This window comes from Rhodococcus sp. SB1D (assembly GCF_048573875.1).
GTDB lineage: Bacteria > Actinomycetota > Actinomycetes > Mycobacteriales > Mycobacteriaceae > Rhodococcus_F > Rhodococcus_F qingshengii.
In genome coordinates this window covers 205,643-223,349 of record NZ_JBMAIQ010000012.1, presented here as the reverse complement: position 1 = coordinate 223,349, position 17,707 = coordinate 205,643, and the positions used below count along the sequence as shown (strand labels likewise).

Annotated in this window: 18 protein-coding genes; 9 read left to right on the top strand and 9 right to left on the bottom strand. The window is 63.0% G+C overall.

All coding sequences use genetic code 11. The annotated features are described in order from the left end of the window. Positions 1-2: 2 nt before the first annotated feature. Positions 3-764, bottom strand: coding sequence for a decaprenylphospho-beta-D-erythro-pentofuranosid-2-ulose 2-reductase (locus tag ACN50D_RS24905; RefSeq protein WP_007731800.1), 762 nt, complete (start codon positions 762-764; stop codon positions 3-5). Beyond that, the gene (locus ACN50D_RS24900) at positions 761-2,194 is read right to left on the bottom strand and encodes an FAD-binding oxidoreductase (RefSeq protein WP_003943934.1); all 1,434 of its coding nucleotides are present in this window, start codon (positions 2,192-2,194) and stop codon (positions 761-763) included. Before ACN50D_RS24900 ends, ACN50D_RS24905 begins: the two co-directional genes overlap by 4 nt. A 63-nt stretch (positions 2,195-2,257) precedes the next feature. On the opposite strand from ACN50D_RS24900, the gene ACN50D_RS24895 reads away from it, so the two are divergent. Genes ACN50D_RS24895 through ACN50D_RS24885 form a run of 3 tightly spaced genes read left to right on the top strand, consistent with a single transcriptional unit; the run spans position 2,258 to position 4,697 of the window. Further along, a complete protein-coding gene (locus ACN50D_RS24895; protein ID WP_003943798.1) occupies positions 2,258-2,731 on the top strand; it encodes a GtrA family protein in 474 nt (157 codons plus the stop codon). Positions 2,732-2,785: 54 nt separating this feature from the next. Beyond that, on the top strand, positions 2,786-3,694 hold the full coding sequence (locus ACN50D_RS24890; RefSeq protein WP_007731798.1) for a PIN domain-containing protein: 909 nt from the start codon (positions 2,786-2,788) through the stop codon (positions 3,692-3,694). A 19-nt stretch (positions 3,695-3,713) separates the two neighbouring features. Beyond that, positions 3,714-4,697: an alpha/beta hydrolase gene (locus tag ACN50D_RS24885; RefSeq protein WP_030535811.1), complete on the top strand. Its 984-nt coding sequence runs from the start codon at positions 3,714-3,716 to the stop codon at positions 4,695-4,697. Between the two features lie 13 nt (positions 4,698-4,710). Here the strand turns inward: ACN50D_RS24885 and ACN50D_RS24880 are convergent, their stop codons facing one another. After that, a complete protein-coding gene (locus tag ACN50D_RS24880; RefSeq protein ID WP_158170230.1) occupies positions 4,711-5,319 on the bottom strand; it encodes a TetR/AcrR family transcriptional regulator in 609 nt (202 codons plus the stop codon). Positions 5,320-5,528: 209 nt separating this feature from the next. Here ACN50D_RS24880 and ACN50D_RS24875 point away from each other — a divergent pair, with 209 nt between their 5' ends. From ACN50D_RS24875 to ACN50D_RS24860, 4 genes are read left to right on the top strand one after another with little or no spacing between them, the layout of a single operon-like run. Further along, entirely contained in the window at positions 5,529-6,320 is a 792-nt protein-coding gene (locus ACN50D_RS24875) for a cyclase family protein (RefSeq protein ID WP_065351774.1), read from the top strand. Positions 6,321-6,373: 53 nt separating this feature from the next. Next, entirely contained in the window at positions 6,374-7,306 is a 933-nt protein-coding gene (locus tag ACN50D_RS24870; protein WP_030535808.1) for a fumarylacetoacetate hydrolase family protein, read from the top strand. Then, on the top strand, positions 7,303-8,541 hold the full coding sequence (locus tag ACN50D_RS24865) for a thiolase family protein (protein ID WP_030535807.1): 1,239 nt from the start codon (positions 7,303-7,305) through the stop codon (positions 8,539-8,541). The genes ACN50D_RS24870 and ACN50D_RS24865 overlap by 4 nt, the downstream gene beginning before the upstream one ends. Next, positions 8,538-10,085, top strand: coding sequence for an AMP-binding protein (locus tag ACN50D_RS24860; RefSeq protein WP_058038043.1), 1,548 nt, complete (start codon positions 8,538-8,540; stop codon positions 10,083-10,085). Before ACN50D_RS24865 ends, ACN50D_RS24860 begins: the two co-directional genes overlap by 4 nt. On the opposite strand, the gene ACN50D_RS24855 is transcribed toward ACN50D_RS24860, so the two are convergent. The 4 genes from ACN50D_RS24855 to rfbA are packed head-to-tail and all read right to left on the bottom strand — an operon-like array spanning position 10,074 to position 13,594. Then, positions 10,074-10,934 carry an ATP-grasp domain-containing protein gene (locus ACN50D_RS24855; RefSeq protein ID WP_064113905.1) on the bottom strand — a complete coding sequence of 287 codons (861 nt, stop codon included), beginning with the start codon at positions 10,932-10,934 and terminating at the stop codon, positions 10,074-10,076. The two genes, ACN50D_RS24860 and ACN50D_RS24855, sit on opposite strands and share 12 nt — an antisense overlap. A 34-nt stretch (positions 10,935-10,968) precedes the next feature. Then, entirely contained in the window at positions 10,969-12,060 is a 1,092-nt protein-coding gene (locus ACN50D_RS24850; protein WP_003943984.1) for a S1C family serine protease, read from the bottom strand. Between the two features lie 51 nt (positions 12,061-12,111). After that, the gene (locus ACN50D_RS24845; RefSeq protein WP_042921219.1) at positions 12,112-12,717 is read right to left on the bottom strand and encodes a dTDP-4-dehydrorhamnose 3,5-epimerase family protein; all 606 of its coding nucleotides are present in this window, start codon (positions 12,715-12,717) and stop codon (positions 12,112-12,114) included. 1 nt (position 12,718) lies between these two features. Continuing rightward, positions 12,719-13,594, bottom strand: coding sequence for a glucose-1-phosphate thymidylyltransferase RfbA (rfbA, locus tag ACN50D_RS24840; RefSeq protein WP_212633828.1), 876 nt, complete (start codon positions 13,592-13,594; stop codon positions 12,719-12,721). Positions 13,595-13,690: 96 nt separating this feature from the next. Here rfbA and rfbB point away from each other — a divergent pair, with 96 nt between their 5' ends. Continuing rightward, on the top strand, positions 13,691-14,692 hold the full coding sequence (gene rfbB, locus ACN50D_RS24835; RefSeq protein ID WP_042921217.1) for a dTDP-glucose 4,6-dehydratase: 1,002 nt from the start codon (positions 13,691-13,693) through the stop codon (positions 14,690-14,692). Between the two features lie 7 nt (positions 14,693-14,699). On the opposite strand, the gene ACN50D_RS24830 is transcribed toward rfbB, so the two are convergent. Next, positions 14,700-15,719, bottom strand: a complete 1,020-nt coding sequence (locus ACN50D_RS24830) for a lysylphosphatidylglycerol synthase transmembrane domain-containing protein (protein ID WP_058038039.1) — start codon at positions 15,717-15,719, stop codon at positions 14,700-14,702. A 58-nt stretch (positions 15,720-15,777) separates the two neighbouring features. Beyond that, positions 15,778-16,494, bottom strand: a complete 717-nt coding sequence (locus ACN50D_RS24825; protein ID WP_054831530.1) for a DapH/DapD/GlmU-related protein — start codon at positions 16,492-16,494, stop codon at positions 15,778-15,780. A 110-nt stretch (positions 16,495-16,604) separates the two neighbouring features. On the opposite strand from ACN50D_RS24825, the gene ACN50D_RS24820 reads away from it, so the two are divergent. Beyond that, positions 16,605-17,705 (top strand): DegT/DnrJ/EryC1/StrS family aminotransferase, encoded by a 1,101-nt coding sequence (locus tag ACN50D_RS24820; RefSeq protein WP_042950324.1) that lies wholly within the window; start codon positions 16,605-16,607, stop codon positions 17,703-17,705. Positions 17,706-17,707 lie beyond the last annotated feature (2 nt).

The window sequence follows — 17,707 nt, the reverse complement described above, 5'->3', positions numbered from 1 at the left end:
GCTTAAACCGGCAACTTCCGGAAGATCGGGCGCGGCACGTGGCGAAGACCCATCATGACGAAGCGCCACGGGCCGGGAGTCCAGACGATTTCCTTGCCCTTGTCCGAGGCGGCAACAGCGAGCTTCGCGACGATGTCCTTGTTGACCGTCAGCGGAGCTTCCTTGACGTGGGCACTGAACTGCGTGCGCACCATGCCGGGGCGAACGACGGTGACCTGCGGTCCGAATTCCGCGAGAGCCTCGCCGAGTCCGAGGTAGAAACCGTCGAGGCCCGCCTTGGTGGATCCGTAGACGAAGTTGGCACGCTTGACGCGCTCGCCGGCAACCGACGACATCGCGATGATCTTGCCGAAGCCCTGAGCCTTCATCTTCTCGCCGAGAAGAACACCGACCGAGACGGAAGCGGTGTAGTTGACGTTTGCCACCAGAACGGCCTTGCGCTGGTTCTGCCACAGCTCTTCGGAGTCACCGTCCAGTGCGAAGGCGACGATGGCGACGTCGACGTCACCGTTCGAGAACGCCTGGTCGATCACCTTCGGGTGCGATTCGAAATCAACGGCGTCGAAATCGATGAGCTCCACCGAGGTGGCACCCTTCGCTTCGAGCTGCTTGACCGCAGCTTCGCGTCCCGGATCGCCAGGGAGTGCCGCCAGAACGACGCGGAGCGGCGCCTTCTTCAGGTATTCCTCACAGATGGCGAGGCCGATCTCGGAGGTTCCACCGAGAAGCAAAACGGTTTGCGGGTTACCTACAGCGTTGATCACAGTTCCAGCCTTCTGGACATATCGGAGGCGAAAACGCCTGTGGGGTCGTACTTGCGGCGCGTCGCGATCCACTCGTCGATGCGCGGGTACATGGCGTGGAAGGTTTCCGCGGACGTCCGCGAGTCCTTGGCCGTGTACAGGCGTCCGCCGAATTCGAGGACACGCTTGTCGAGTTCGGTGACGAACTCGTTCAGGCCCGGCTTGATGCGGAAGTCGACGCAGATGTTCCAGCCCGGGATCGGGAAGCTCAGCGGCGCCTGATTGCCTTCGCCGAAGAGCTTGAACACGTTGAGGAACGAGTAGTGCCCGCTGCGCTGGATGTCGACGATGATCTTCTTGAACTCGTCGACGGCCTCCGGCGGAACCACGAACTGGTACTGCAGGAATCCGTTGGATCCGTACGCGCGGTTCCACTCACCGAACATGTCGAGCGGGTGGTAGAACTGCGTCAGATTCTGGACCTTGCCGCGATACTTGCCGGACTTGCGGAACCAGACCTCACCGATCGCGGTGAAGTTGAACTTGTTGGCCAGCCCGTTCGGGAAGACGTCGGGGAACGTCAGCAACTGCGGTGCGTCGAAGGCGAGCGGGTTCTTCTGCAGCTTGGCCGGAAGCTGGTCGAGCTTCGCCAGAGATCCGCGCGAGACTGCCGCACGACCGAGCTTCGGGGGCGCGGAAATCGCGTCGAACCAGGCGCTCGAATACTCGTAGTTGGCCTCGCTGCCGTCGCTGTGCAGCGCGATGGTCTCGTCGAGGCTGTTGGTGACGTCGCCGTCGGCGATGAAGTACGCCGTCTCGGTCGGTGTCATCTTGATGGTTGCCCGCAAGATGATGCCCGTCAGGCCCATGCCGCCGATCGTGGCCCAGAACAGTGCGGCCTTCGGGTCGTTGCGCCCGCCCTTGGGGGTGAGCGTGCGAACCTTGCCGTCGGCCGTCAGCAGATCCAACGACACGACGTGGTTGCCGAAGCTGCCCGCGCTGTGGTGGTTCTTGCCGTGGATATCCGAGCCGATGGCGCCGCCGATCGTGACCTGACGAGTACCCGGCAGGACCGGAACCCACAGGCCGAACGGCAGAGCAGCCTTCATCAGCTGATCCAGATTCACGCCGGCGTCGACGTCCACCAGAGCGGTGTCGCGATCGATGCGGTGAATGCGGCTGAGGGCATTCATGTCGATGACCAGGCCGCCGGCGTTCTGCGCTGGGTCACCGTACGAGCGGCCGAGGCCGCGCGCGATGACGCCGCGTCGCAGATGCGAGGGCTTGGAATCGTTCTGTTCCGCAACCTGGGCGACCGCGTTGGCGATCACTTCCACGTCGGGGGTGGACAGCACCTGTGCAGTGGTGGCGGCGGTGCGTCCCCAACCGGTGAGGGTGCGGGCTTGGGTGTGGAGAGCCGGCTGCGGCGTCTCTTCTGCTGTCGTGGACATCAAGGTAGAGGTTACCTGGGAGTAGTGCCGACGGCTCCGACTCGAGTGGTTACTCTCGTCGTCGTGCCCGAAACACCTGCAAGTCACCAGCACGAACCCCACGTCCCGCTGCCCGTCGAGATTCCTGTCACGACGGACATCGCCGACGACGCGTTGGACCTGAAAACGCAGATCGTCCGGTTCGTCGCGACGGGTGGGCTGTCGGCGGTCGTGGACTACGGGCTGTACGTGCTGCTCTTTGCGTTGGGGTTGCCGCGCGTCGCCGCAAAATCGCTGAGCTTCGTTGCGGGCACCACGACGGCGTACCTCATCAATCGTCGGTGGACGTTCAAGGCCGAGCCTTCTCGCGCCCGCTTCATCGCTGTAGTCGCGCTGTACGCGGTCACTTTTGCGGTTCAGGTCGGACTCAACGAACTGATGGTCCATGTCTTCGACGAGCATTGGTGGCGGACACCGCTGGCCTTCGTCATCGCGCAGGGCACCGCGACGGTCATCAACTTCATCGTTCAGCGGGCAGTGATCTTCAAGATCAAGTAACGGTTCGGGGTGGATTAGCGCATTCGTCCGGTTTCTCGAGAGAGAATCGAGCGCATGATCATCGTTCTCGATTCTTCGGCCCTGACCAGGGGCGCACGGTTCGACACTGCCATCGCCGACGCTCGCGCACTCGGACACCGCGTCGTCGTGCCGCGATTGGTCGTCCTCGAGGTTGCGAGTCGCTACCGCGAGGAATCGGCGGAGATGATCGCGGCCCTGAGCGTCCAGGCGCGCATGTACGACCGACTGGGATTGCGGCGCGACCTCACGAGGTTCGTCGACGCTGCTCACGACAAGGCCGACGGCTACGTCGACGACGTGATCGAAGACCTCGTGGCGATCGGCGTCGAAGTGGTCGATCCAGTCGACGTGTCGCATGTCGAGGTGGCCGAGAGGGCGATCTCGCTGCGTCGGCCCTATACCGACAAGAAGAAGCGAGACGGATATCCGGCGACGCTGAACTGGCTGACCGTGCTCGATCTCGCCGACCGCAACCCGGGCGTCGACGTCATCTGGGTGAGCTCCGACGCACGGGCATACGGCGACGGCGAAGACGGGGTCTGGCACGGCGATCTCGCGCGTGAGCTGGCGTCGCGCGGTCTGGAGTATCGGGTCCGCTGGGCGTCGGACATCCCGGTGATCGACGGACCGGTGCAGGTGGAGCAAGTGGCGGAGGTCGAGGAAGCCGCTGAGGTCGCGCCCGAGGCCCCGGTTGCTCAGGGCTTCGTGGAGCCGGAAGCGGTGGTTCCAGCCGAGGTTCCCGAACCCGCGGCACCTGCAGCAGCCCCCGCCCCCAAGCCTGTTCAGCGCGCAGCGCGGACGAGAGTTGCGCCGCAGCGCATCGAACCCGCCCCGAAAGCTCAGTCCGGTGGACTGCGCGGTCTGGGCAAGGTCATCGGCGGGCGGAAACGAAAGGTCACGATCGTCGACGATCTCGACGAAGTCGACCTCTTCGGTGCCTGATCGCTTCTAATCTGGACAGATGTCTCTGTTGCCGACAGTCAGTCGAAGGACCGGAACTCGATACGGCAGGCCGAGTATCGAATCGCAGGTCCTCTACAACGCGTGTCGATGGATGCTTCGGCCCGTGGTCGGGATCGCGCCGCTGACGCCTGGCGCCATGCGCCGCGCCGCAGTGCTGGACTCGGCCGCGGGTGTACGCATTCCGTCCGGGATCGATCGGGAAGCGATTCGCTTTCCAGGTTTCGACGGTGAACTCGTGCGGACGGCAGGCTCGACGGCTGATCTGCGCGACGGTGTTGTTCTCTACCTGCACGGCGGCGGGTTCATGTGCTGCGGGCTCAACACGCATCGGCCGGTCGTTGCAAGCATCGCCAAGCGAACCGGCCTTCCGGTCCTGCACATCGCATATCGACAGTTGCCGAGCACGAGCATCAGCGGGTCCGTCGACGACTGTCTCGATGCATACCGGTGGCTCCTCGAACAGGGAGCCTTGCCGGAAAAGGTTGTCTTCGTTGGCGATTCGGCCGGAGGCTTCCTGGTCTTCGCGACGGCACTTGCAGCTGTTTCCGCGGGGCTCGAGGTTCCGGCCGGTCTGGTCGGGCTCTCACCGCTCCTCGATCTCGATTGCACCACCAAATCGGTCCATGCCAACGCTCGACGCGACGTGATCGCCCCGGTGTCGGCATTGATGGCGATCGGAAAGCTTGGCGGACAGACGAACTCACCCGTCGACGGCGATCTGGCCGCTCTGCCGCCGTCGTTGCTGATCGCCGCCGAATCCGAGGTGCTCAGAGTCGATTCGGAGGTGATGGCGCAACGGCTCGCCGCCGCGGGGGTGCCGTGCTCGCTGCAGATCTGGAACGGCCAGGTTCACGCGTTTCCCGCCGTCTGGCCTGGCTTGCCGGAGAGCCGGGCTGCGCTACGTGACGTTGCCAGGTTCATTCGCGCCAGGCTGGATGCGGTCCCGCCCCAGGTCGCGGGCGAAAGTTGTTCGGGAAGTTGAACTTCCGGTCCGGTTAGGGATTCTCGTGTCCTGACGTTGTGGTAGGTGCCATCGCGCGGGCATAGATCGATTCGAGCTCGGTTACTGCTGAACGTCGATCGACGTTGTCGGGATCGAGGCGATGTTGGAGGTTGATCCCGAGAGTGCCGGCCAGAAGGGTGACGGCAACCAACTCCGGATTGGTGACCGGGGTGTCGATCGAACGCAGGTAGTCCGCGTACAGCGTTCGCATTGCGACGTACTGCTCTGCGTAGGTCTCGCGGATGGTGGACCCGGGAATCACGGCTTCGATCAAGATGGTCGAGAAAATTCGTGCCTCGGGGTATGACATCAGTACGAAGTTGGCTTCGATCAATGCTTCGATTCCAGTCGCCGAGGATGATGCCAACTCTGCGCGTAGCTTTTCCATGCCCCACCGGAATGCGTCCTCGACGACGGCTCGTAGAAGCCCGTCCTTCGATCCGAAGTGCCAGGCCACGGACCCTCTGCTGATACCGGATCTTTCTGCCACGGCTTGTACGGACATCGCGGTCGACCCGCCTTCGGCAGCCAGTTCGGCCGCGGCTTTCACCAGTCGCCGTCTGGTTTCCTCGGAAATCTCCTGCTTGCGTGTCGACGCCATTCGGTGTTCCTGCCTTCTTTCGTTCTCGAGTGCAGCCAATTCCGGCACGCGGTGACGTCGACGCGCCCGTCGGGGCCGAGACCTGCGCACCGCACTCATGCTACGAGGCCGGCCATCGGCCGGCCGTATTCCTCTCGCGACACCCTCTTGCCTATGTTGATCGTCCAGTTCTATGCTGAGCGTCCAATAACTTAACGGAATGGGCGGACATGGAATTCATCGATCTGACTAGAACTCTCGATCCGGCCGATCGGGAATTGCTCCCCGAGGGTTTGAAGGCACTGGCTTCCGTCGTTGCCCCCTCGGTGACCTACTCGCACCCCGCAGGTGCCGGACGCGACGAGTTCGCGGCAGCACTGCAGTGCGGAGTTCATGATCTTCCGGACGGTGAGGGGTGGGGATCGGAGATGTTGAGTGAGTTCAACAGCCATCTGGGCACACACGTCGACGCGCCGTTGCACTACGGATCAACCTCGGAGGGTAAGCCTTCTCGCACGATCACAGACATCGCGTTGGATGAATTGTTCTGCGAGACAGTGGTGCTCGACCTGCGCGGCCGGTGCGAGGCGAATCAGCCGATCTCGGTGGACGCGCTGAAAGCTGCCCTGGCGGAAAACGGTGCGTCCGTTCCCCAGGGTGGTGCCGTGTTGCTCCGTACCGGACAAGAGAGCTTCACCTTGGCTGATCCAGGGTTCTTTCAGTATCCAGGGATGAGTCGCGAAGGCACGCTGTTTCTCGCCGAGCAAGGCGCGAAGGTGCTGGGCACCGACGCTGCCGGCTGGGACTTGAGCTTTGCAGTCATGGCGCAGAAATTTCGTGACACCGGGGACAACTCGGTTCTCTGGGACGGGCACCGGGCCGGACGCGAACGTGAAGTATTCATCGTTCAGCAACTGGCGAACCTCGCCGCGCTTCCGCCCTCGGGATTTCACGTGGCGTTTTTCCCGATCAAGCTTGCGCGAGCCAGCGCTGCCCCGGCTCGTGTGGTCGCGTTCGTCTGAGCAAAATTCCTGCCTCACCTAACGAACAATTCAGTGAAAGGTATTGACTCACAGTGAAACTTGCGACCGTCGAATACGAAAAGACTCAGCAGACGGCTCTGGTGACGGGCAGCGGCGAGCAACTGTTGTTACTCGAGCGAGCTCATCATGATGTGACGGGAAAACCGGCTCCAGAACTGGAAACCATGCAAACCATCATCGAAGGTGGTCCGGCGGCACGGGAGACCCTGGATCGGCTCGCAGACGAGCCGCCGGCAAGTGCAATCGTCGACGCAGGTGATGTGCGCTGGATGTCGCCGCTTCCTCAGCCGGTCCAGATCCGAGACTTCGGCTGCTTCATGGATCACTTCCGCAACGCTCGCGCCCGAATTCAAGGGGTCGCACTCGAGGACGTCGAACTGCCGAAGATCCAGTTGGAGCGCCCGCTGTATTACATAGCGAACCGATTGGCGGTGACCGGACACAAATCTGACGTCGTGTGGCCCGAGTACTCGAGCCTGCGCGATTACGAACTCGAATTCGCCTGTGTGCTGGGGCGCGGTGGAACCGACATCTCACGCGCGGATGCCCCTGCGCATATCTTCGGTTACACCATCTTCAACGATTTCAGCGCCCGCGATACTCAGCTCGAGGAGATCTCCACCGGACTCGGTCTCAGTAAGAGCAAGGACTTTTCGAACGCGAATGTCCTCGGGCCCTGGATCGTGACGGCCGACGAAGTCGGTGACCCCTACCAACTCGAGATGACCGCGAGAATCAACGGAGACGAGGTGAGCCGAGGAACCAGCGCCGACATGGACCATCGTTTCGAGGACGTGATTTCGTTCGCTTCGACTTCCACGCGGCTGTACCCGGGTGAAGTCTTCTGTTCCGGCACCGTGCCGAGTGGATGCGGCTTGGAGCACGGGCGGTTCCTGGAACCGGGAGACGTAGTCGAACTCGAGGTCACCGGCCTCGGTGTATTGAGGAATCGAGTGGTGGCGTGAGCGGCGAAGTCATGGTTCTCGGTGTCGGCGCGACTCTCTTCGGGCGGCACGCGGATACCGCGGCCTCGGAATTGGCGGGGCGTGCGGCGATCGATGCCGTCGAAGACGCGGGCCTGACCCGCGGTGACGTCGGTGCGGTCTTCTACGCGACAGTCAGCCAGAAGGCGATCGACCGGCAGCACATGATCCCAGGCCAGATTGCCTTGAGGCCATACGGTTTCGGGGGAGTCCCGGTCGTCAATGTCGAAAATGCCTGCGCCGGCGGCGCGACTGCACTCTGGCTGGCGATCGCCCACGTTCGCGCCGGTCTGTCCGAGGTCGCGTTGGCGGTCGGGGTGGACAAGCTGGTGTGCTCGGATCCGGCTCGAAGTCTGGAGGTGTTCGACGGTGCACTCGACGTTGCGCATCGCGACGAGACGCTCGCGGGCCTTGCTTCGCTGTCCGCTCCGCTGCCGGATGCACTCGGATCGCAGGGTGAGCGGTCGGTGTTCATGGAGATCTACGCTTCTCTTGCCCGGGCGCACATGGAGAGATTCGGAACCACCGAGTTCGAGCTCGCGTCCGTAGCAGCCAAAAATCATGCGCATTCCGTGCACAATCCGCGGTCGCACTTTCGCAAACTCTTCAGCGTCGAAGAGGTGCTTGCCGCAAGGCGAGTCGCGTGGCCTCTGACAGTTCCGATGTGCTCGCCCGTCAGTGACGGTGCAGCGGCGGTCATTGTGACCAGTGCGGACTTTGCTCGAAGGCACGATTCCTCTCGGCGGGCGGCGCAGGTACTCGGTTGCAGCTTGGTGTCAGGCACGGATCGGACCGCAGATGACGTGGAGAGTCACATCGGTCGCCGTGCAGCAATGAGCGCATACGAGGAAGCCGGAGTCGGGCCAGGCGATGTGGATGTGGCAGAGGTCCACGACGCCACGGCCTTCGGTGAAGTGCAGCAGGTCGAGAATCTGGGGTTCTGCCCGATCGGTGAGGGCGGCGCGTGGTCGGCGTCCGGTGCGAGTTCGTTGGGAGGCGTGCGTCCGGTCAATCCGTCAGGTGGGCTCGAGTCCCGTGGTCATCCGGTCTCGGCAACGGGACTGGCGCAGGTCTTCGAACTTGTCACGCAGTTGCGTGGACAAGCAGGGCGGCGACAAGTTCCGGGTGCTCGAATCGCGGTCGCAGAGAACGGCGGAGGTCTCTACGGCATCGAGGAAGCCGTCGCCGCGGTCACGATCTTGGGAGGGCCACGATGAACGCGGACATCATGAACGATGAACCGATGGCGCCAGGCTTGCAGGTGCAAGCGGGATATGCGGATCTGATTCTGTCGGCGCTGCGACGCCGACCAGACCACATCGCGTTTCGATTCACGGATCGGAACGGTGATCGGGCCGAGCTGACATATTGGCAGACTGCGGAACAGATCGAGCGGATTGCAGGTGTCCTCAGTAGCTTCGCTCTGCCGGACGGAGCCGGGGTCGCCCTGCTTGCGGGGCCGTGTCCTGAAGCATTCACGGTCATGGCCGCGGCGTGTCTGGCGGGCGTGCGCTACACGGCACTCCATCCGCTCGCGACCGAAGAGAACGACAGGATGGTGCTGAAAGACAGTGGTACCGATCTCCTGTTGGTTGCCGACGGACAGTTCCAGGTACGCGCCGAAGCGGCACAGACTCGAGTGATGTCACTGTCAGCCCTCGAATCAGCGTGTGAATTGGGTACGGCGGGAATAGGTTCAGGCTTAGGCGGTCAGGGTCGAGCTTTGTATCTCTTCTACACCGGTGGAACCACCGGTGAGCCGAAAGGCGTCATGCTCAGGGACCGATCCTTGGTCGCCAATGCCTGGGCCTGCACCACGTGGGAGTGGCCGGCTGAAACCACCATGCTGCTCACTACGCCGATGTCTCATGCTGCCGGTCTGCTCGTCGCACCCGGTCTGCTGCGAGGTGCAAGCTTCGAGTTGCACAGGTCGTTCGACCCGGACAGAGTTGTCGACGCCATCGAAAATGGCGGAGTCACAGCTACATTCGTGGTTCCCACGATGCTCTATGCCTTACTCGACCATCCACGCCTGTCGGATGCGAATCTGTCTGGGCTTAACTGGATGCTTTACGGTGCTGCACCCATCGACCCCACCAGGCTCGAGCAGGCAGGGGCGGTGTTCGGGCCGATCCTGAGCCAGCATTACGGTCAGGCCGAAGCCCCGAATGCGTTGACGGTACTCGATACACGTGAGCACACGGACGATCCCGCAGTTTTGGGGAGTTGTGGGCGCGCGATGCCAGGTGTCGAAGTGGTGTTGCTTGACGAGCAGGGAAACGAGACGGCGACGGGCGTACCCGGCGAGCTTTGTGTGCGAGGTCCGCTCGTGATGGACGGCTATTGGAACAAACCTGAACAAACCGCTGCAGCGCTCGCGAATGGGTGGTTGCACACCGGCGACGTTGCTCGAATCGACGAAAGTGGGCTCATCTCGATCGTCGACCGCATCAAAGACACGATCATCAGTGGTGGATTCAACGTCTACCCGCGCGAAGTCGAGGACTCACTCGGACATCATCCCGCGGTGGCAGCATGTGCGGTATTCGGTGTCCCCGATTCTCAATGGGGAGAAGCTGTTACCGCCGCAGTCGTACTGAAGACGGGATGGTCGGTCACACCCGATCAACTCATCGCGCACGTGAGATCGCACAAGGGTCCGATCTGGGCGCCCAAGGAGATTTCGATTCTGGAAGCGCTGCCGCTCACTGCTTTGGGGAAGATCGACAAGAAGGCACTCCGTGGCGCGTCACCGACCTAGTGACGCGACAACTGCCCGTGCGAGGGCGTCGGCAGATCCAGGGGCGAATGGCAGAAAGAGTTCTGGCTCGATCAATTCCACTTCCATGAGCAGTGGTTGATCCACCGGGCCCACGACGTCCACACGTGCATAAAGCAATTCGCCGGGGCCGCATGGGGTCGCGGCCAGTGCTGCGTCGGCCACCGCGAGTTCGGCGGCGGACGGTTGGTGGAGGTGGTTGGTTCCGCCGTGAAATTCCTGCACGCGGAAGTCGTGGGCGGCCGGGATCTTCTGGACAGCGTGCGAGTAGCGTCCGCCGATGTGGATGATCGAGCGCTCACCGTCGACGACGTCCGAGACGAATGGCTGGACCAACGCGTCGTTACCGCCGTCGAGGATCGAGCTGAGGTGAGCGTGGGCCTGCGCGGACCCCGAGGCAAACTTTCCCACTCCGACAGCGCCGGCGGACACTGCCGGCTTGACGATGACGTCGGCACCCTCGAACGAAGGGAGGGTGAGTGTTTCGCTCTGTCCGGCAGCGATCACAGCGGTGGGGACGATAGGTACGCCGGCCGCGGCAAGTTCGGTGAGGTATCCCTTGTATGCGTTCCACTTCACGATCGAGAGTGGATTGGCGATCGGAGCGGTCAGCTGATCGAGAACGGCGAGAAATTCGTCGAGGCGCTGGGTGTAGTCCCAGGTCGACCGGATCAGAACCAGGTCGGCGTCGATATCGAGGAGGGACGGGCTCGACCACGGCGCCATCGTCGACGCGATGCCGTAGGAGGTGAGAGCTTCCATGACGAGTTTGCTTTCGACATCCGCCTCGCGGGCGGCGCCGTCACAGGTGAGCAGGAGAACCGTGGTCATGCCACGATGCTTTCACGGCTGGCGCCCTGTACGACTAGCGAGGTGGCCCCTCGTCGAGGACCAGCGAACCGGTCCCGGGTTGCCCGGTTGCGTCCACCCACGTCACCGCGACGGTGTCGCCGGGGCGGCGCGAGCTCATCGCCGCGTTGAGATCAGCGGACGACGCGATCCGGCTGCCACCGAACTCGGTGATGACCGCACCTTTGGTCAGCCCCACCCGCTCGGCCGGCGAATCGAAGCTCACGGCAACAACTTCGGCGCCGGCCGGCATGTCCGCGTGATCCTTCACCGCGACACCGAGTACGGGTGTCGGTCCCACACGCACGGTCTCGGAGGAGCGGCCACCGAGTACCTGCTCGACGATCGGTAGTGCGGTGTCGATTGGTATCGCGTAGGACTGAGGCGCCGGTGAGGTTTCGGTGCGGTCGGTGACGGCGTTGCCCGCGCTGCTGACGCCGATCAGCTCGCCAACGGCGTTGACCAGGGGGCCACCGGAATCGCCAGGCCGGATGTCCGCGTCGACCTCGATGAGGCCCTTCAACTGGTTTCGCGATCCGTCGGACACGTTGCGGGTGTTGACGGTGACACCGAGGTTGGTGATGACGCCGGGAGCAGGGACGGGTACTCCGCCGCCTTCCGCATTTCCGATTGCGGTGACGGAGTCCCCGCGAGCGGCTTCTGCTGATTTGCCGACCACAGCCACCGGCAGATCGTCAGCGCCCGCGAGTCGAAGGACGGCAAGATCGCTGACGCTGTCGTACCCGAGGATCTCGGCGTCGTAGATCAGCCCGTTGGACATGCTGACGGCAGTGACGTCCGAAGCTCCGCTGATGACGTGGTGATTCGTGAGCACCACTCCGTCAGGGGAGAGCACGATCCCGGTCCCAGCAGTGGTGGTGAATCCGGCCGGCGCCGTGATGGTGACGATGGTGGGGACCACCCGGGCCGAGAGCTCCTCCGGCGTGAGTGGAACAACCGGCGCGGGTGGGGTGGTCGTGATGACGGTGACCGGTGCGGACTCGATCGTTCCCGGAGTCAGGGGCGGTGCGACCAGCGCGAGACCACCGAGGCCGGCTGCGAGAACGACGGCCGTCCACAGGCCGCGTCTGCTCGCACGTTTGGTCATCCAGCCGTCCGTCCCGCCGGTGTCATGCCATCGAGTCGTGAAAGGTGAAGATTACCGATTCGGCGAATCTTCGGCCACAAAACCGGGCAACATGCCGTCCGCGCGGAGCGTTGCCAGGGACGGCGCGGCAGCGTCCTTTGCGGAGAGCTCGTAGGTCAGAGGGTTGCCCTTACGGTCTGTTCTCGGCCATTCGATCGCGAGTTCCGGATCGAAGGGATCGAGGTCGCGGTCCAGGTGGGGCGAGTATTCGATGCTGCACAGGTACATCACTGTCGATCCGTCTTCGAGTGAAAGGATCGCGTGGCCGAGGCCTTCCTCCAGGAACACCGCTCGTCGATCGACGTCGTCGATCACCACCGCATCCCACTCGCCGAAGGTCGGTGATCCGACGCGCAGGTCTACGACAACGTCGAGGAAGGCACCTTTCACGCAGGTGATGTACTTCGCCTGTCCGGGCGGATTGTCGGTGAAGTGGATCCCGCGGAGGCTACCGGCTTCGGAAACCGAGCAGTTGGCCTGCGCGAGGTCGAGAGTGCGGCCGGTCGCGGCGGTGAAGGCGGAGCTTTTGAACCATTCGAGAAAGACACCGCGGTTGTCGCCGAACTGCTTCGGTGTAATTTCCCAAGCTCCGGCGATCTTCAGTGGACGGATTTCCACGTCACCATTCCTTGCCGTGCTCGAGCAGCTCGAGTAGGTAGTTGCCGTACCCGGATTTTCCCAATGCTTCTGCCTGAGTGTGTAATTGGTCGGAGCTGATGAATCCTTGACGCCACGCAACCTCTTCAGGGGAACCGATCTTGAGGCCTTGGCGGTGTTCGATGGTCCGCACGTAGTTCGCTGCCTCGAGCAGGGAATCGGGTGTGCCGGTGTCGAGCCACGCGGTTCCGCGGGGGAGGACATCGACAGAAAGTTTGCCAGCTTCGAGATAGTGCTGATTGATGTCGCTGATTTCGTATTCGCCACGCGCAGAGGGCTTCAGAGTGCGTGCGATGTCCACGACGTCGCTGTCGTAGAAATAGAGGCCGGGGACTGCGTAATTGGATTTCGGCGACGTCGGCTTTTCCTCGATGGACACGGCGCGACCCGAGTCGTCGAATTCGACGACGCCGTAGGCGGTCGGATTCGAGACCCAGTAAGCGAATACGGCTCCGCCGTCGATGTCGGAGAAACGCCTGAGTTGGGTTCCGAGGCCGGGGCCGTAGAAGATGTTGTCGCCGAGGACGAGCGCCACGGAGTCGGATCCGATGTGCTCTGCGCCGAGGGTGAATGCCGTTGCGAGGCCGTTCGGTTCGTGTTGCACTGCATAGGTGAGGTTGACGCCGAATTGTGAGCCGTCGCCGAGAACCCGGCGGAATTGTTCGGCGTCGTGTGGGGTCGTGATGATCAAGATGTCGCGAATGTCGGCGAGCATGAGAGTGGAGAGCGGGTAGTAGATCATCGGCTTGTCGTAGACAGGCAAGAGTTGCTTGCTCACTCCGAGGGTGATCGGGTGCAACCGCGACCCGGTGCCACCGGCCAGAATGATTCCGCGCATGCGTGCAGTGTCCTGCACTCCTGCCTGCCGACGCAAACGGACATGACACGCCCGGCCGCTAAAGTGGGGTTCGTCCGATGAGCCTGAGGAGATGACGTGCGACTACTGGTCACCGGGGGTGCCGGCTTCATCGGTGCCAATTTCGTTCATCAGACGGTGGCGACGCGTCCCGACGTGGAAGTCACGGTTCTCGACGCTCTGACCTACGCCGGAAATCGCCAGTCCCTGGCGTCCGTCGAGGACCGGATCACGTTTGTCCACGGCGACGTGGCCGACGAGCCGCTGGTCGACGATCTTGTCTCGCGCTCCGACGCAGTCGTGCACTTCGCGGCCGAAAGCCACAACGACAATTCCCTCGCCGACCCCGAACCGTTTTTGCGCACCAACGTCATGGGAACCTTCTCGCTCCTGCAGGCTGTGCGTTCGCACGGGGTCCGTTATCACCACATTTCGACCGACGAGGTGTACGGCGACCTCGAACTGGATGATCCGGCGAAGTTCACGGAGACGACACCGTACAACCCGTCGAGCCCGTACTCCGCGTCCAAGGCATCGAGTGATCTGTTCGTGCGCGCCTGGGTGCGCTCGTTCGGGATCGCGGCGACCATCTCGAACTGCTCCAACAATTACGGCCCGTACCAGCATGTGGAGAAGTTCATCCCACGCCAGATCACCAATCTGCTCGACGGAGTGCGTCCACGGTTGTACGGGGAAGGCCGCAACGTCCGCGACTGGATTCACGTCGAGGACCACAACCGCGCCGTCTGGGACATTCTGGACCGCGGAAAGTCCGGCGAGACTTATCTGATCGGCGCCGACGGTGAAACCGACAACCGGACGGTGATTGCGGCTCTGCTCGAAATTTTCGGACGCAAGCCGGACGATTTCGACTTCGTCACCGACCGCCCTGGTCACGATCTGCGGTATGCGATCGATTCGACGCGACTGCAGCAGGAGCTCGGGTGGAAGCCGCAGTACCGCGATTTTCGAAGCGGACTGGAAGCCACCGTCGAGTGGTATCGCGACAACGAGCAGTGGTGGCGTCCGCAGAAGGCCGGCGTCGAGACGCAGTATTCCGCGTCCGAGAAAGTGGTCTGACCGAACGTCAGGCTTTGGTGGGGTCCGGCACCCGCGAGCGCTCGTGCACGAGTGCATTGCGCAGGCCTCGTGATCCCGACAGTGCAGCCACGACGCCGGCAAAGACCTCACAGAGGGTGAACAGCAGCCTCGACGCCAGTGCGAGGCCGAGCGCGACGCCGGCATCCATGAACGGTGAAAGCGCTGCGACGATGACGGCTTCGCGGACACCGATTCCGGACGGGACGACAAAGACGAGGACCCCCGCGCACATACCGAGGGCGAGAGCGCCGATGCACTGGACGAGCCCACGGATTTCGAAGCCGGCCGAACTGGACGCGAGCAGCCACAACTGGATGCCGTAGAGCACCCAGCTTGCTGCGCACCAGCCCAACGCGAGCGCAATCTTGTGCATCGTGAGCGGCTTGTGCAGCGGCGTGCGGCGGAGCAGTTTCAGCGCGAGGTTCACCAGGCGTGTGAGCACCGGCGGGTAGGCGCAGACCAATGCGATCGGTACGAGGATGATCACGCCGACCGCTGCCGCCGTGCTGACCTCGAACAGGGCAGGTAGACCGAAGAGGCCGACGACCAGCGCCGAAGTTGTGCTCAACCCCACCGTGACCAGCACTGCGACAAAGCCTGCGGCACGGGACACACCGGCGCGCCTCACGAGTTCCGTTTGCAGAACGAAGGCCCAGACACTGCCGGGAAGGTACTTGCCGAGTTGGCCGACCAGATAAGCGCGAGCGGCGTCGAAGGCCGGAATCGGTTGTTCGAGGGCGCCGAGTGCGTGTTGCCAGGCCCGCACTGCGGCACCCATACCGAGGAAGATGAACACCGACGAGGCGGCAAGCGTCCACCAGTTCAGCTCGGTGATCGTGTTCTTGACCTCGGACCATTGGGACTTCACCGCGAAGATGATCGCGACGACGATCGCGAGGGTGACGAGGACCTTGAATCCGTTGACGAGAAGGCCGCGTAGAGCGTTCGGCTCTGCGGCCGGTTCGACGTCTTCGACCGGTTGTTCAGATTCGGGAGAGGTACTCACGCGCCTGCATCCCGCCCGTTCGTCATTTCGCAGACGATACCAACCAGGATTTGTCTCGCTAAACCACGAGCGGTTTGTCGGCGCGTTCCCGCCACCAGGTGAAGGCCTCCGACAGCGAGTCCGGAATGGCCGGTGACGTGCCGAAGCTTCCCGCGGCGTACACGGCTTCGATCGCGGCGATGTCCTCCTCCGCGATTCCCGACCGACTCATTCCGACCCGGTTGACACCGTGCAACGACACCGGGTTGCCGAAGGCCTTGGAGAAGGGCGGGACGTCCTTGACCACGACGGTTCCCATGCCGATCATGGATCCGGAGCCGACGACGCGTCGTTGGTGCGCGACAGTGTGCATGCCCAGGTTGACGCCGTCTCCGACGCTGACGTGCCCGGCAAGCGTCGTACCGGAGGACACGACGCAGCGGTCACCGATCTGCACGTCGTGCTCGATTCCCACTCTGTTCATCACGAAGCAGTCTTCGCCGATTTCGGTGCGGCGTTCGCTTCCCTGATGGACTGTGCTCAATTCGCGAATCGTCGTTCGAGCACCGATTCGAATTCCCAGACCGGCGCTGACGGACCAGGACGTCGGATGTAGAGCGCCGAGGATCTCGGGGGGAGCTCCCAAGACCGCTCCCGAGCCGATCCAGCAGTCGTCGCCGATCTCGAGCGGGCCAGTGAGTACCGCGTTCGGTCCGATCGTGACTCCCGCCCCGATCAGTACGTCGGCGCCGATCACGGCGGTCGGATGGATGTGGCAGTCGGTTCGTTCAGACATGCAGGTTCCGGAATCCTCTCGAAGTATCGAATCGTGTTTCGATACGCTTCCTGGGTTGTCGGGGTATTTCGTTCCGACGACGGTCGGATGAATCTATCGGAGGTAACTCAGTGATCGCGATATCCAGTATCTCGTTCGGGGAAGAAGTCGAGCGCGAGGTGCTGGACACTCTGCGATCGGGAATCGTCGCGCAGGGACCCAAGGTGAAGCGGCTCGAGGACGAGTTCGCGGCGCTGGTCGGAACGCGACACGCGGTGGCGGTGAACAACGGCACGACCGCATTGATCGCGGCTCTCCAGGTCCAGGATCTTCAGCCAGGTGACGAGGTTCTGACCACGCCGTTCACGTTCGTGGCCACCCTCAATGCGATTCTCGAGGCAGGCGCGACGGCGCGGTTCGCCGATATCTCCGAGTCCGATTTCAACATCGACCCGGCAGTCGCTGCCGATCGAATCGGTGACCGCACGAAGGTTCTGATGCCGGTTCATCTGTACGGACAGTCGGCTGACATGGGTGCCTTGATGCCGCTGGCATCGAAAAACGGTCTGACTGTCGTCGAGGACGCCGCTCAGGCCCACGGAGCGACGTACGACGGGCGAGGCGCCGGCAGTTTCGGTGTGGGTTGCTTCTCGTTCTATGCAACGAAGAACCTCACGACCGCCGAGGGCGGAATGATCACGACCGACGACGACGCGATCGCCGATCGACTTCGGGTCCTGCGCAACCAGGGCATGCGGGCGCGCTACCAGTACGAGATGGTCGGCCAGAACTACCGGATGACTGACCTCCAGGCGAGCTTGGCTCTGCCCCAGATGGCGACGTACATGCAGCAGGTCGAGGCGCGCCGCCGGAATGCGGAGGCCTTGCGTGTCGGCCTGAAGGACGTCGAAGGACTGATCCTGCCGAGCGAACTGTCCGGTCGTGGACATGTCTGGCATCAGTTCACCTTGCTGCTGGCCGAAGACGCACCGATCACTCGCGACCAGTTGAGTGAGCGTCTGGCCGCGAAGGACATCGGTAGCGGCATCTATTACCCGAAGGCCGTCTACGACTACGAGTGCTACCGCGAACATCCGCGCGTCGTCATCGACGAGACGCCGGTGGCCACTTCGGTCGCGTCGCGGTGCCTGAGCATCCCCGTCCACGCTGCGTTGTCCGCCGGCGACGTCGATCAGATCGTTGCCGCGGTTCGCGGCGCCATGGAGGCCTGAAA